General features: G+C 38.8%; 14 protein-coding genes. 4 read left to right on the forward strand and 10 right to left on the reverse strand.

Annotated elements, in window-relative coordinates; all coding sequences use genetic code 11:
- Nucleotides 1-46: 46 nt before the first annotated feature.
- From queA to ACRD64_RS06835, 5 genes are all read right to left on the reverse strand, one after another.
- Complete coding sequence (gene queA / locus ACRD64_RS06815; protein WP_430932508.1) at nucleotides 47-1,096, reverse strand: tRNA preQ1(34) S-adenosylmethionine ribosyltransferase-isomerase QueA; 1,050 nt, start codon at nucleotides 1,094-1,096, stop codon at nucleotides 47-49.
- Nucleotides 1,097-1,293: 197 nt separating this feature from the next.
- On the reverse strand, nucleotides 1,294-2,001 hold the full coding sequence (gene truB / locus ACRD64_RS06820; RefSeq protein WP_430932510.1) for a tRNA pseudouridine(55) synthase TruB: 708 nt from the start codon (nucleotides 1,999-2,001) through the stop codon (nucleotides 1,294-1,296).
- A gap of 76 nt (nucleotides 2,002-2,077) precedes the next feature.
- Nucleotides 2,078-2,869 (reverse strand): undecaprenyl-diphosphate phosphatase, encoded by a 792-nt coding sequence (locus tag ACRD64_RS06825; protein ID WP_430932512.1) that lies wholly within the window; start codon nucleotides 2,867-2,869, stop codon nucleotides 2,078-2,080.
- Between the two features lie 33 nt (nucleotides 2,870-2,902).
- Nucleotides 2,903-3,154: a DUF3098 domain-containing protein gene (locus ACRD64_RS06830; protein WP_430932514.1), complete on the reverse strand. Its 252-nt coding sequence runs from the start codon at nucleotides 3,152-3,154 to the stop codon at nucleotides 2,903-2,905.
- A 9-nt stretch (nucleotides 3,155-3,163) separates the two neighbouring features.
- Entirely contained in the window at nucleotides 3,164-4,045 is an 882-nt protein-coding gene (locus ACRD64_RS06835; protein WP_430932516.1) for a cell division protein FtsX, read from the reverse strand.
- Nucleotides 4,046-4,311: 266 nt separating this feature from the next.
- Between ACRD64_RS06835 and ACRD64_RS06840 the strand changes: the two genes are divergently transcribed.
- Nucleotides 4,312-4,779 (forward strand): DUF1456 family protein, encoded by a 468-nt coding sequence (locus ACRD64_RS06840; RefSeq protein WP_430932518.1) that lies wholly within the window; start codon nucleotides 4,312-4,314, stop codon nucleotides 4,777-4,779.
- Nucleotides 4,780-5,027: 248 nt separating this feature from the next.
- Here ACRD64_RS06840 and ACRD64_RS06845 read toward each other — a convergent pair whose 3' ends face one another.
- Nucleotides 5,028-5,615, reverse strand: a complete 588-nt coding sequence (locus ACRD64_RS06845; RefSeq protein ID WP_430932520.1) for a hypothetical protein — start codon at nucleotides 5,613-5,615, stop codon at nucleotides 5,028-5,030.
- A 333-nt stretch (nucleotides 5,616-5,948) separates the two neighbouring features.
- Here ACRD64_RS06845 and ACRD64_RS06850 point away from each other — a divergent pair, with 333 nt between their 5' ends.
- Entirely contained in the window at nucleotides 5,949-7,544 is a 1,596-nt protein-coding gene (locus ACRD64_RS06850) for an aspartate:alanine exchanger family transporter (RefSeq protein WP_430932522.1), read from the forward strand.
- On the opposite strand, the gene ACRD64_RS06855 is transcribed toward ACRD64_RS06850, so the two are convergent.
- The 4 genes from ACRD64_RS06855 to ACRD64_RS06870 all read right to left on the reverse strand — a co-directional run bounded on the left by ACRD64_RS06855 (nucleotide 7,541) and on the right by ACRD64_RS06870 (nucleotide 11,791).
- Entirely contained in the window at nucleotides 7,541-8,674 is a 1,134-nt protein-coding gene (locus ACRD64_RS06855) for an aminotransferase class I/II-fold pyridoxal phosphate-dependent enzyme (RefSeq protein WP_430932524.1), read from the reverse strand. The two genes, ACRD64_RS06850 and ACRD64_RS06855, sit on opposite strands and share 4 nt — an antisense overlap.
- Before the next feature lie 225 nt (nucleotides 8,675-8,899).
- Entirely contained in the window at nucleotides 8,900-9,628 is a 729-nt protein-coding gene (gene recO / locus ACRD64_RS06860) for a DNA repair protein RecO (RefSeq protein ID WP_430932526.1), read from the reverse strand.
- A gap of 48 nt (nucleotides 9,629-9,676) precedes the next feature.
- Nucleotides 9,677-10,927 (reverse strand): hypothetical protein, encoded by a 1,251-nt coding sequence (locus ACRD64_RS06865; RefSeq protein ID WP_430932528.1) that lies wholly within the window; start codon nucleotides 10,925-10,927, stop codon nucleotides 9,677-9,679.
- 198 nt (nucleotides 10,928-11,125) lie between these two features.
- Nucleotides 11,126-11,791, reverse strand: a complete 666-nt coding sequence (locus ACRD64_RS06870; RefSeq protein ID WP_430932530.1) for a CBS domain-containing protein — start codon at nucleotides 11,789-11,791, stop codon at nucleotides 11,126-11,128.
- Between the two features lie 233 nt (nucleotides 11,792-12,024).
- Between ACRD64_RS06870 and ACRD64_RS06875 the strand changes: the two genes are divergently transcribed.
- Nucleotides 12,025-12,744, forward strand: a complete 720-nt coding sequence (locus ACRD64_RS06875) for a pyridoxine 5'-phosphate synthase (protein WP_430932532.1) — start codon at nucleotides 12,025-12,027, stop codon at nucleotides 12,742-12,744.
- Between the two features lie 84 nt (nucleotides 12,745-12,828).
- A complete protein-coding gene (locus ACRD64_RS06880) occupies nucleotides 12,829-13,638 on the forward strand; it encodes an alpha/beta fold hydrolase (RefSeq protein WP_430932534.1) in 810 nt (269 codons plus the stop codon).
- The last annotated feature ends 26 nt before the right edge of the window (nucleotides 13,639-13,664 follow it).

The following is a 13,664-nucleotide window of genomic DNA, read 5'->3' on the forward strand; positions in this document are numbered from 1 at the left end:
GCCGCATTATCAATGTAATGCGGCTTTGGATATTTTATTAACAAGGTTATAATATCAACATGGCATCTCCGTATGAACCAAAGCGATACTTCTCTTTAACAGCTACTTCGTAGGCGTTCATCAAATTGTCGTAACCGCTGAATGCTGCGGTCATCATCATTAAAGTGGATAATGGAAGATGGAAATTTGAGACCATGCAGTTAGCAACATTAAATTCATATGGCGGAAAAATAAACTTGTTTGTCCATCCTTCAAAAGGTTTAACGTGGCCAAAAGTAGAGACTGAACTTTCGATGGTTCTCATAACCGTTGTTCCTACAGCACAAATTTTTTGGCGGTCATCCTTCCCTTTGTTAATAATGTTACAGGCTTCTTCGGTGATAAATATTTGCTCCGAATCCATTTTGTGCTTCGTTAGATCCTCAACATCTACCGAACGGAAGTTTCCTAATCCAACATGTAAAGTTATTTCCGCAAAGTTAACGCCTAAGATTTCCAGGCGCTTCATCAGCTCCCTGCTAAAGTGCATGCCCGCAGTAGGTGCGGCAACCGCACCTTCGTGCTTAGCGTAGATGGTTTGGTAACGTTCTTTGTCTTCAGGTTCTACCTTGCGGTTGATAATTTTAGGAAGTGGTGTTTCGCCCAAACCAAAAAGCGCTTTTTTAAATTCATCGTAAGGGCCGTCGTACAAGAAACGCAACGTACGCCCACGTGAGGTAGTGTTGTCAATAACTTCGGCTACCATTTCGTCGCTTTCGCCAAAGTAAAGCTTGTTGCCTATCCTAATTTTTCGTGCCGGATCAACCAATACATCCCAAAGTTTCTGATCACGGTTCAATTCGCGAAGTAAAAACACTTCAATTTCTGCTCCTGTTTTTTCTTTGTTTCCGTGCAGCCGTGCTGGAAAAACCTTGGTGTTATTAAAGATCATTACGTCCTGGTCTTCGAAATATGTAACCAGGTCTTTAAAAACCTTATGTTCTATTTCTCCGGTTTTTTTGTCCAGGACAAGCATGCGGGCTTCGTCGCGATTGTGGGCTGGGTGTAAGGCTATTAGTTCTTCAGGAAGATTGTACTTAAACTTCGATAACTTCATTTGTGTTTGCTTTATATTTTAGTCAACAACGGTTCTTTTCTATTTTATACGGTACAAACGCGTTGTCGTTTGATACGTAGTAACTTATTGGGTAAAAATGCTATTTAAACCTATTGATGTAATTGAGATTGTGTTATTTAAGGTAAATATGCGCATAGGAGCAACCTTATACGCAGAGATTTGCCAAAGGTTACAAATTATTTTAATTTTTTTTCAAAGGTTTCGATATTCATGCTATTTTCGTTGATAAACAGACCGATACGGGTTCTTTTTAGGGCTGTTAAGTGGGCTCCGCTTTTAAGCGCCTGTCCAATATCACGTGCCAAACCACGTATGTATGTTCCTTTACTACAAACAATTCTTAATATCAATTGGTTCTGATCAAATTCAAGAATTTCTATTTCGGTAATAATTAGTTTCTTCGGTTTTAACCCCGGGTCTTTTCCTTTGCGGGCGAATTCATAAGCTCTTTTCCCTTTCACTTTCACGGCAGAAAAAGCCGGGGGTATTTGGTCCAGTTCGCCTATGAATGCATGTAAGGTTTCTTCAACAAGTTCGCGGTTGATGTGTTCCGTGGGATATTCGGCATCAATTTCGGTTTCCAAGTCGAAGGAAGGTGTTGTTGCGCCTAATTTAAGTGTAGCAATGTATTCTTTTTCTTTGGCTTGATAGCTGTCGATGGTTTTGGTGGCTTTTCCTGTGCAAACAATCAAAAGTCCGGTTGCCAATGGGTCCAATGTTCCGGCATGGCCAACTTTTATTTTTTTAACGCCTAATGCATTTCTGATCAGCTTCCGTATTTTGTTGACCAAATCAAAGGATGTCCATTCGTACGGTTTATCAAACAATAAAACCTCCCCTTCTTTAAAATCGTACCCTCCGGGTTTTATATTTTCCACTTCCATTTTCAACATTTTTTATACGCAACAAATGCCTGGGGTAATGTCCACTGACAATTGCTATTTTTTGTTATGTTGTGTTTTACAATGAAAAGGCTATGGCAATTACACCTACCACGGCACAGTACAATGCAAAATAAATCAGTTTTCCTCTTTTTACCAGTTGAATCATGGCATTACATGCCAACAAACCCGACACAAACGCTCCTGTAAAACCCACCACTACAGGAAGGATTCCAATCGAAGTTGAACTTGAGTAGTCGTTTTTTAAAAGGCTCAACACGTTTTCGCCCAGAATTGGAATCAGTACCATTAAGAATGAAAACCGGGCAACGGCTTCTCTTTTGTTTCCCAGTAACAGACCTGTAGCAATGGTTGAGCCTGATCTGGAAATGCCAGGTAGTACGGCAATTGTTTGTGCAATTCCTATGATGAACGCATCTTTAAACGAAACGTCCTTGTCCTTTGCTCTAGCATAAAACGTAAAGGCCAGCAATGTAGCTGTTATGAGCAACATACATCCCACCAAAAGCATTATATTGTCGGTACCGAAAAGTGCTTCTACCTGGTCTTTGAAAAAAACACCTACAATCGCGATTGGAATCATACTCGCCGCGATTTTAAAAAGATATTGGGTTTCCTCATTCCATTTAAACGCAAACAAGCCCGCTATTAATTGGGCTATATCTTTTCTGAAAACAAAAATCGTACTTAATACGGTAGCTCCATGAACCACCACTGTAAAAGTTAGGTTGTCGGTGGCTTCAACACCCAACAGGTGTTTGCCAATTTCCAGATGACCACTGCTGCTAACAGGTAAAAATTCGGTTAATCCCTGCACTATGCCAAGGATTAATGCTTCTATCCAGTTCATTTTGTATTCTTGGTAAATAGGTAAGAGAAATGGCTATTCGTTTTTCTTAGGTTTTTTCATGATGGCATAAATTTCAAAAGCAAAACCTGCCAGCACCAACATGGGGGCTAAAGTAATCCTTTGAAAGCCATATATTTCTTCGTTGAAAACATTTGGGTCCTCGCTTCTACCTCCAATCATTAAAACAAAACCTAATATAACAATGGCGAAACCAATAGCCATTAAAACATAGTTTTCCCTAGATAGGGCAAACTCAAATTTTTTTTCCTGTTTGTTGCTTGACATAGTTGTAAGTTAAAAATATAATTGGTCAGTTTTTAATCGCAAATATTTATTTACCGCAAAATAGGTTGAAACCAACGAAAGAAGGATTCCCACAATGATAACCAAAATAAATAGTATCCCGATTAATTCAATATTATCGAATCCGATAAAACCGCCTAATTCCTGGTGCAACAGATAAATGACTCCGGCCAACATGCCATTGGCGATAACCGCGCCTATAAAGCCATGAAAAACACTGATGCTCACAAACGGTTGTCTGATAAACCCTTTGGTTGCGCCAACCAGCTGCATGGTGTTAATCAGAAACCTTTTGGCGTAAACCGACAAACGGATGGTATTATTGATAAGTGCTATTGCTATTAGTAATAGCAATATACTGAACGTTAGTAATATCAAGCTTATTTTGTTTACATTTTCATTTACTTTCTGGATCAGGTTTTTTTGGTAAAAAACCTCTTTGACTTGTGAAAACGAACTGAAAATTTCCTCAACATTTTTAATACTGTCAGGATTGGCGTACTCTGCAAATAATTTAACCTCTATCGAAGAAAGGAGTGGGTTGTATCCCAGAAATTCCACAAAGTCTTCGCCCAATTGATCCTGGAGCTCTTTGGCTGCTCTTTCCTTGTCGATATACTCGGTGGATTTTACATAGGAGGAGGCATCCAGATATTTCTGAAGTCTTCGAACCTCTACTTCCCTGACGTTATCCTTTAATACAATGTTAAAACCAATGTTTTCCTTCACATATGTCGAGAGACGTTGTGCGTTCAACATCAGATATCCCACCGACCCCAATAAAAATAATACCAGTGCAATACTAATTACAGTGGTAAAATATGAGTTTCTAAGCTGTCGTTGTGTATGTTGGCTATCTTTCTTTTTCATCATAAAAATTGGGCGTAAAGATAAAAAAAAGAACCAATGCAAAGTAAGGTTTTCTCTTTTGTTTTGGCAATCTTTGTTTATAGCGAGTAATTTGAGTTGTGCGGACTGGGATATTATGTTTTTCCGCCTACTGATTCGCTGAAAAACTGAAGCAATTCGTGAGATTTTGAGCGCCATATATTGTAAGTATATGTGATAATTATCGGGTCTTTTTTCTAAAATCTATTGATCTATTATTATCTTGGCGCGCTAAATATAAAGTTGGCAGGATGAATAATAATGACGTTTTAAGAAGTTTAAGATATACTTTTGATATTGACGACGATAATATGATAAAGTTGTTTGCCTTGGCGAACGTTACCGTTAGCCGCGCTCAGGTAAGCGATTGGTTAAAGAAGGAAGAAGACGAATCGTTTACAACAATTGTGGATGAATTTTTTTCGGCGTTCTTAAATGGTTTTATCATTTTAAAAAGAGGAAAAAAAGATGGTGAAATACCGGTAAACGAAAAAAGGTTGAACAATAACTTAATCCTGCGAAAGCTTAAGATTGCCCTTCAGTTAAAGGATGCTGATATGATTGAAATTCTTTCCTTGTCGGATTTTAGAATAAGCAAGCATGAGTTAAGCGCTTTTTTTCGTAAACCCGGACAGAATCAGTATAGGGTTTGTAAGGATCAGATATTGAGGAAGTTTATGTTTGGCTTACAGAAAAAATTTAGGCCTAAAGTCGAATAACCAATATTTTTTAATTCTGTGTTGTCGTAAAAAAATGCGGAACATGGTTTTACAAGGTAGCTTTACAAGGCAGCCTGGCTATGAAAGTTGAGATAGAAAATTGTTAATTGGCATCCAGCAATTTAAGGCACTGCTTTGCTTTAGGTCTAATGGTATGCAATGAAAAATAGGATTAGATATAAAAGTTTAAAAGTTGCCCTGGTTATTGCCGGTTTTATTAGCATTTAGGACAACTTTTGTTAATATGGTTAGAATCTTTTTCCGATTGAAACACCGAAAGAATAGGAAGAGTAATGTTCTTTAAAGTCATAAGAGAAAATAGGGGTTAATTCCCATCCTTGTGCAATCTCAACTTCAAAATCGATACCTGCTTTTAACACCATAAACATTTCTGAATCTTCACCTTCAATAAATTCGGTTTCAATGCCTGGACCAGCAAAAATCCCCAACCTGTGCAATGGCTTGTAACGTGCAACAGCTGCTGTTACCAGAATATTATTTCGTAACAATTCATTATGTTGGTCGGTATGTATGTAATATTCATCCAGCTCAATATCGGCTAATACACCGAGGTCAAATTTTTTGGATAAGGTATAATAATATTCCGCTCCGATAGTCGGGATCCATTTCCCGGTGCTTTCCTGGTGAGTTTCGTGTTCGTAAAATGCTGCTTCAACATGGGTAAAACCGGCATAAAAGGCAACTTTATGTTTCCCGTGAACATTTTCGGGGCCGCTTTTACCGACGTGAATATTTTCACCCTCATGATGTTGGGCAACTAAATTGTTGCTTGAAACTAAAACCAGGCTAAGTGCAATTAAATTAATCAATCTCATTTTTATTTTTTTTATAGGGGCTTTATTTAACGGACGGCAAATGTAAGAGAAATCGCTTTTAAGTGTTATTGCACACCATATTTGTTAACAATAATTAGCACTCCACCTATGCCGACGGATCGCCTAATGGTTAAAAATTTATTCCCTGGTGTTTTAAGCTAATATTTAAGGTGCAGATATATAGTGAGATATGAAAATATGTAACTTATGCACATATTTTCAGATGTTACAATGTTCAATTTTTAACTAATGTTAATAAACATTACAAAAAGGTATGCTCTATAATGAATACCTGATAAATAGTTATCTTTGGCGGCCTAATCTGATTTAATTATGTGGGAGTTTTTGCAGCAAGGGTATTTTGCCCTATTCGTTATTATTTGTTTGGGCTATATTATTGGAAATGCCAAATTTAAGGGAATATCACTCGATATTTCAGCAATTATTTTTGTAGCTCTTGTGTTCGGACATTATGGCTTGGTCATGCCGCCCATTATCGAAAAAATAGGGTTAATACTTTTTGTGTATACTATAGGTATTCAGGCTGGGCCGGGTTTCTTCGATTCCTTTAAAAAACAAGGCAGAACCTTAGTGGCAATGGCTGCCGTTGTAATTATTTCCGCTTCGGCACTTACTTATTTAGCTATAGTTTTATTTGATATTGAAGTGGCAGTGGCCATTGGTCTTTTAACCGGTGCGCTTACAAGTACGCCAGGTTTGGCTGCGGCCATCGAAAGTACGGGCTCCACAGGTGTTTCCATTGGTTATGGTATCGCCTATCCTTTTGGGGTGATTGGTGTAATTTTGTTTGTTCGTCTGTACCCTAAATTTACAAGGGTTAATCTTCAAAAGGCAGAGGAAGATTACGAGAAATCATCCGAAGAAAGCTTTCCCGAAATATTTTATAGACATTTTAAGGTAGAAAACGATAACGTTGCCGGTAAATCGATCGGTGAGCTAAGGGTTAGGACGATGACGCAAGGTGTGATCTCCCGTGTTAAAACAAATGGGGAACCACACGTTCCTTCTTCCCAAACTATACTGCACCAGGGAGATATTATCAAGGTGGTTGGTACCGAGGAGGCTCTAAAAAAAGTGGAACTTTTGATTGGAAGCGAAACAAAAGAGGAAATTCCTTTGAAACAAGGCTACGAAATACAGTCGATACTTGTATCTAATGCCAACGTGGTTAACAAAACCATTAAGGAAATATATCAGTGGACGGCTACTTACCATGTTACGATCACCAGGGTACGACGTTCAGGTATTGATATAACACCAACCCCAAACCTACGCTTACAAATGGGCGATAAAATTAAAATATCGTGCAGCAAGGCGCATATGCAATTGGTAACCAAAATTTTTGGAGGTAACAGTAAAAAGCTATCAGATACTAACTTTTTTCCCATTGCCGCAGGTATAGTGTTGGGATTCTTCCTGGGTAAATTTTCGCTCAATTTCGGCCATTCCTTTACTTTTTCGTTAGGGTTAACAGGGGGTGTGCTAACTGTAGCTATGATTTTAAGCCGGATTGGAAAAACAGGGCCGATCATTTGGTCCATGTCGGGGGGCGCTAACCAACTGCTGCGGACGCTTGGACTGATGTTTTTTTTAGCTGGCGTCGGAACAAAAGCGGGTGCTCATATTGTCGAAACGTTTAATCAATATGGCTTCACTTTGTTTTTAGTTGGGGGCGGACTTACACTTATCCCCATGATACTGGGGGCTGCGGTTGCGCAATGGGCATTTAAGGTTAATGTTCTTTCAATGTTGGGGGCATTAACCGGATCAATGACAAGTACGCCCGGGTTGGCGGCCGTGGATCCCATGACAGAAACCAATGCGCCATCCATAGCATATGCCACGGTTTATCCAGTAGCAATGGTGTTGTTGATTATTTGCGTTCAAATATTAGCCTCGTTGGGTTAAATGCTTTTTAATCTGTTTGCTGCATCAATAATCTGTTCGTCGCTTAATGATAAATTAATTTGCAGGAATTTCTTTTTGCTTTTCTCGCGATAATAGAAACTGATGGGAACTGTAGCAATATCCTGCTCCCGAATCAATTTGTAGGCCATGTCCACATCGCTTTTGTCAATAGGCGTTTCAAAACTTATCAATTGAAAATAGGTTCCCTTGCTAGGGATGGCTTTGATCTTGGAGTCTTCTATGATAGACAGAAATAAATCCCTTTTCTTTTGGTAAAATGCTGCAAGTTGATTGAAACTACTTTGCTGATTAATATATTCTGCGATTGCCATTTGGTAAGGCAAATTAATGCCTTCCCCAACAATGTCAATTATTTTACGTAATTCATTGGTTAGTTTGGCCGAAGCCATGCAATATCCAATATGCCAATTGGGAATATTCAGTGTTTCGTTGAACGAGGATACAATAATGCTACGTTCCCTTAACAACGGGTAAAGTGCGATACTCTGGTGCATTTCACCGTCAAACACGATATGCTCGAACGATTCGTCAGCTATAACCACAATGTTGGTGCCGTTCAGGATTTTCTGAAGACGTATCATGTCCAATTCAGACATGGTTGAACCAGTAGGGAAGTGAGGTGAATTAATAATAATCATGCGGGTGGTGGTGGAAATTAATTTTTGTACCTCTTCCCATTCCACATGAAAATCGGGCGGACGTAAGGTAACGGTTACAGGACGTGCACCTGTCGTTTCAATGGCTTGCTCGTAGCTTCTGTGGGTGGGTTCAAACACCAGTACCTCATCTCCTTCTTTCAGAAAGGCCATAATGGCAGCAAAAATACTTTGTTTAACCCCGGAGGTAATGGTAACCTCCGTTTCCGGATCGTATCTGTGATCGTATAACTTGGAGGTCTTGGCTGAAATGGACGCTCTTAAGTCCATCAAACCAAACCTGGGCGAAGGATAGTTTGCATTAGGAAGAACTTTGTTAAGCAATATTTGCTCCAACTTTGAGTTGCATTTCACATACGAATGGCTTTCTGCTAAATTTAGCAACGACGTTTCCCGGGCATATTCAATAATAGCCTTTGGCGATGTCAGGTTATCTGTATTGTGTGTAATCATATTAATTATAGTTCTAGTACGTAGTTTGGTTATTTGTTTTAATCGTCAATCTTTCGAAAATACAAAAGTTAACGCTTTATTGTTATGGGTTTTACCATGGCTTAAAATAGTTTTTACGCACTAATTTTTAGTCAAAGGCAAAGCAATTTACAAAAGTTTTTTCTATAAATAATCCTTAAGGGATGGATTTACATTAATATTACGCCAAAGGCATGTTTTTTTCTACTATCGGAATAATTCCTTTAATACTTCAAGTGACTTTATGTTGGAAAAACCGGCAAGGTGCAGCTGGTAATACTCCAACATTTTCTCGATAAAATTTATTCTCTCATCCTGACTAATTCGAATGCGCTCAAGCTCATCAATTCCGGTTTTTTCCAGTAGGAGTAGAATAGCAGTTTCGGAGTGGTTCATATAATGCGGGTGTGCAGGTTCGGATTGCTGAAACAAGCCTTTTTTCAAATCAAAATATTTGCAGCCCTCAATATTCTGGAAATGTGGGTAAAAACCCAATGGGCGCGTTAATCGGAACAATAAAAAAAGATGAAAATTTTGGACCCCAAGCAAATGACTGTCGAGGATGGATATAGACTGATGCAAAAAATCAAATAAACTTTCTTCTCTTTTGTCCTCTTGTTTTAGCGCTTTGTTGAGCACTTCGGCAATAAAAAAAGCCAGGCTTCGCCTCACAGGTTCAAACGGTATTTGCGTAAATGGGGTGTTCACCTTAAAATCCTTGATTCGATGCATCGTTTTTTTATCGTTATGGTACACTTCAAGGTCTAACAGCGTAAGCGGTTGTAGGAAAACATTTTTTCCCTTGTTTTTTCGGCTCCTAACCTGATTGATCATATAGGACTGTAGACCGAATCTTTGGGTATAAATGTGGGAGATGATACTCGACTCGGCATATCGTGTGTAGTTTAAAACTATTCCTTTGGTTGACTCAATCATTTAGGCATATTTAATACAAAAATACCATTAATTTTTCCAAAAAATATATTACATCGCTAAATTCAGGTGGATATAGAAACCACTTACACCAAATTTATTGATTGAATAATTAAGTGAGACAACTTTGTCGTAGTAGGTAACTAAGTCTAATCCAATACCATAACTGTATAAAAAAGAGTTGCTTAATGTATTGGTAATGCCGGGATTACCTTTATGGGCATACCCTCCGTCGGCAAAAGCTTTTAGATACAGAGCGTAATGGAATTTCGAAAACTGATTAAGATCGATAAAATTGAGGTAAGCTGTTTTTGTCGGGATCAGTTCAAATGATATTTTCTGTTTGCTATAGGCAAAACTGGTGCCGTCGATAACGTTGTATTCATAACCGTTTAAAAACTCGTTGTATCCCAACTCGGAATTAACAATTAAAGGCTTGTTATCGGATGTGTTCATTATGCCTCCCATATTCCAACCGTAGTATAGTCGATTGGATATCATTCCGTAATGTTGGAATTTAAGGATAAAAGTAAGATTGGAGTAGCTGTTGGAGATAATACCCAGACCATTCTGCATTATGGTTCCTTCAACCATACTGCCTTTTATCGGGTAAGATTTATTGTCGCGTTTATCAAGATTATAGGTGTAAGCCAGGTTCAAATAGGTTAAGGATGTATTTCCGTGAGGTAAATAGTCGGGGTTGAGGGCTGCCAGCGTGTCTTTAATGTGAAAGGCATCATGGCCCAGAGTTAACCTATGGCGATGATAGAATTTATGGCGATAATTTAACATGAAACGCGACTTCCATTTTTGTTGCAGAATGGCATGGTTCGATTTAATATATACGGGCTCATTGTTTATAATATCATAGGATACTTGGTTGTTAACGTGATATCCCAGTGCCGAGCCCCAACTAATACGATTGTTATAATCGGCGGACTTATAATATAGAACAACCTCGTTCAAATAACCCAGCCTCAATTTCATTTTAAAGGTCTCATTCATGCCCCTGAAGTTAAGCCGCTTAAGGTAAAGGCCGTAATTTATCCTCGACCAGTCTCCGTTTTCCAAAAAGGAACTGAAATTTCGGCCGGCGTGTTCAAAAATGGGTAGAGCCCATAAATACCAGCGTTCGTCCACTTTTACTTCAAAGGCGATCTCGTTATTGGAGATCAGCCAATAGTCGATGTACACGAAATTAAACAGAGAGGTATTGTGAAGGTTCTGACGCGATCCGCCAACCAAATCGTATAATTTGGAGGTAGGTAACCGAGAGTTTTTTTTGAATAGCAGTTCGTTCAAGATTACTCTAGCTTTGGTTTTTTTATTGCCCGCCAAATATATTTTTGCAACCAGCAGGGTGTCTGCAGCCTTGGAAAGATCGATAGCTACCGTATTATTATTTGCATGTAGCTGGCTTGCGAAAAGGCAAAAAAAACAAAACAGTAAAATTTTAAACTTTTTATATATTAAGAAATATGTCAACTACACAGGTTATCTTTATACATTCAGATACCTTATCAAGGCATCATAGTTCTTCTTAATAATTTCATCAACAGTATTATGTTCTGAATATGAGGCTGTCACCGTATAATCATATCGGTCAAAAGCTCTAAGCACAGGGGTTATGTCTTCCCTGTTAAGTTTGATGGTAATTTTTAAGGTATCGCTTTTTTCGTCATGGTTCAGGTAGAAGCTTAATACTTTGGTATCAGAGTCTTCAATGATCCTGGCTATTTCGGAAATTGAATAATCATACGAGGGCACTTCTATTTCCACAATTCCACCTGGCGTATGAACCGCAATTAAATCGGCAAAATTCTTTAACAAATCGGTTTGCGTTATCAAACCCAAATATTCTTTTTGGTTGGTCAATACCGGAACCACTGTCAATTGCAGTCTCGAAGCCACTTCGATCACAGAGTAAATATGTTGATCGTAAGTTACGTATGGGGCGGTTAACGACAATTGATGGTTTCCCAACGGTTCTTCGGGTTTGTTCAGGTCAAAAATATCCGTATCGGTCACCAGGCCAAGCAACTGCTTGTTGTTGACAATGGGCAGGTGCGAGACCCTAAAAACCTCCATCCAGTTCAAGGCATCCAGGCCGGAATCTGAGGTTCGTAATGCGGGAACTATATCTGATATCAAATCTTTTGCTAACATACAACAGTTTCAAGAAATACTCTTAACTTTGTGTTCTATTTAAATTGTTTCCTGCTACCTTTTAGCTGGAGCCATTTTAAACGGAACGAAGGAGAGGCATTTGATTTCTCCTTTTTTTATAGTACTCAGGATAAATTTACTTGCATAATATGAAACAATCAAATGATTGATTGGTTTATTTATGACTTTTAGACTAACGTCCTGTGGATGATGACAAAATAGAATAGAATAAGATGACAAAATTAAGTGTAAATATTAACAAAATAGCCACTTTAAGAAACTCGAGAGGTGGTAATCAACCCAACGTGCTAAAAACTACCATTGATGTTCAGGAGTTTGGTGCAGAAGGTGTTACGGTTCATCCTAGACCGGACGAAAGACATATTCGGTACCAGGATGTGATTGATATTAAGCCTATTATTGTAACGGAATTTAATATTGAAGGCTATCCTTCAGCGAAATTTATCGACTTGGTGAAAAAGGTTAAGCCCAATCAGGTTACGTTAGTGCCCGATCCGCCGGAAGCACTTACTTCAAATGCAGGTTGGGACACTATAAAGAATCAATCTTTTTTGCAGGAGGTTATTGCTGAATTTAGTGAGGCCGGTATTCGTACTTCAATTTTTATTGATACCGATTTGGTTAATATTGCTAATGCCCCCAAAACCAATGCCGACAGGGTAGAGCTGTACACAGAGCCTTATGCCGCTATGTACGCTAAAGACAGGGAAGCAGCAGTAGCCCCCTTTGTTGCAGCTGCTGAAATGGCCAGAAAAGGAGGGCTGAAAATCAATGCGGGTCATGATCTGAGCTTGGAGAACCTGAAGTTCTTCTCTGAGAAAATACCTTTTTTGGCGGAGGTATCAATTGGTCATGCATTAATCTGTGATGCACTGTATATGGGTCTCGAGAAAACGATACAGCTATACAAACAGCAGTTGCGTAGGCTGTAGTGAATTTCTGAAACAGAAAATATTCAGGAACGGTTGTTTGTTTGCATAGTGCAAGTGAAGAACCGTTTTTTTAATGATACGATTATGGAACTATTCTTTCGGGAACTGGGACAGGGAAATACAAACCTGGTTATAATTCACGGACTTTACGGGTCTTCCGACAATTGGTTGAGCATAGCAAGGTTGTTGGAGGATAAGTTCAGGATATTTATTATCGATCAACGAAATCACGGGCAATCGCCCCATTGCGATGATATGAGCTATTCGCTGATGGCGGATGACATCAAGCGTTTTATGCAACAGCAAAAGCTGGACAAAACTATAATTATGGGACACTCCATGGGTGGAAAAACCGCTATGGCTTTTGCCTTGCAGTACCCGGATTTGGTAGAGAAACTGGTGATTCTGGACATTGCACCAAAATCGTATGGTAGTTTCAGCAACTATGCGAAAATTACTAATGATCACAGATCTATTGTTGATGCCTTGCTCTCGATTAATCCATCGGAATATACATCGCGAAGTTCGATCGACAAAGCTTTGAAGGACAAAATTCCAAACCAAATGGTACGTTCGTTTTTGCTAAAAAATATCGGGAGAGACCCGAATAAACAATTGAAATGGAAATTGAATATTCAAGCTATCTCCAATAACCTGGTTAAAATAATGGATGGCGTTGCCGAATTTGAAGCAGCCAAAGCGTTTCCTGAAGAGAAGGCAGTCGTATTAATTCGGGGTGCTAATTCAACGTACGTGCTGGATGAGGACATGCAGCAGGTACGCAAATATTTCCCCTCGGCACAATTGGCCGATATTCCTAATGCTGGTCATTGGCTTCATGCAGAACAAACCGAGTTGTTTATAAAAACAGTAAGGTATTTTTTGGATGTTTAAATCCTGATAAGATAACCCTTTATTGT

The sequence above is a fragment of the Saccharicrinis sp. 156 genome (assembly GCF_050589685.1).
Classification (GTDB): Bacteria; Bacteroidota; Bacteroidia; order Bacteroidales; family Marinilabiliaceae; genus Saccharicrinis.

What these genes read in the sequence shown, in the direction of transcription:
- ACRD64_RS06840 (WP_430932518.1), top strand. Translation starts at nt 4,312, where the DNA reads ATGAATAATAATGACGTTTTAAGAAGTTTAAGATATACTTTTGATATT.
- queA (WP_430932508.1), bottom strand. Translation starts at nt 1,096, where the DNA reads ATGAAGTTATCGAAGTTTAAGTACAATCTTCCTGAAGAACTAATAGCC.
- ACRD64_RS06880 (WP_430932534.1), top strand. Translation starts at nt 12,829, where the DNA reads ATGGAACTATTCTTTCGGGAACTGGGACAGGGAAATACAAACCTGGTT.
- truB (WP_430932510.1), bottom strand. Translation starts at nt 2,001, where the DNA reads ATGGAAGTGGAAAATATAAAACCCGGAGGGTACGATTTTAAAGAAGGG.
- ACRD64_RS06850 (WP_430932522.1), top strand. Translation starts at nt 5,949, where the DNA reads ATGTGGGAGTTTTTGCAGCAAGGGTATTTTGCCCTATTCGTTATTATT.
- ACRD64_RS06870 (WP_430932530.1), bottom strand. Translation starts at nt 11,791, where the DNA reads ATGTTAGCAAAAGATTTGATATCAGATATAGTTCCCGCATTACGAACC.
- ACRD64_RS06855 (WP_430932524.1), bottom strand. Translation starts at nt 8,674, where the DNA reads ATGATTACACACAATACAGATAACCTGACATCGCCAAAGGCTATTATT.
- ACRD64_RS06825 (WP_430932512.1), bottom strand. Translation starts at nt 2,869, where the DNA reads ATGAACTGGATAGAAGCATTAATCCTTGGCATAGTGCAGGGATTAACC.
- ACRD64_RS06875 (WP_430932532.1), top strand. Translation starts at nt 12,025, where the DNA reads ATGACAAAATTAAGTGTAAATATTAACAAAATAGCCACTTTAAGAAAC.
- ACRD64_RS06835 (WP_430932516.1), bottom strand. Translation starts at nt 4,045, where the DNA reads ATGATGAAAAAGAAAGATAGCCAACATACACAACGACAGCTTAGAAAC.
- ACRD64_RS06830 (WP_430932514.1), bottom strand. Translation starts at nt 3,154, where the DNA reads ATGTCAAGCAACAAACAGGAAAAAAAATTTGAGTTTGCCCTATCTAGG.
- ACRD64_RS06845 (WP_430932520.1), bottom strand. Translation starts at nt 5,615, where the DNA reads ATGAGATTGATTAATTTAATTGCACTTAGCCTGGTTTTAGTTTCAAGC.
- recO (WP_430932526.1), bottom strand. Translation starts at nt 9,628, where the DNA reads ATGATTGAGTCAACCAAAGGAATAGTTTTAAACTACACACGATATGCC.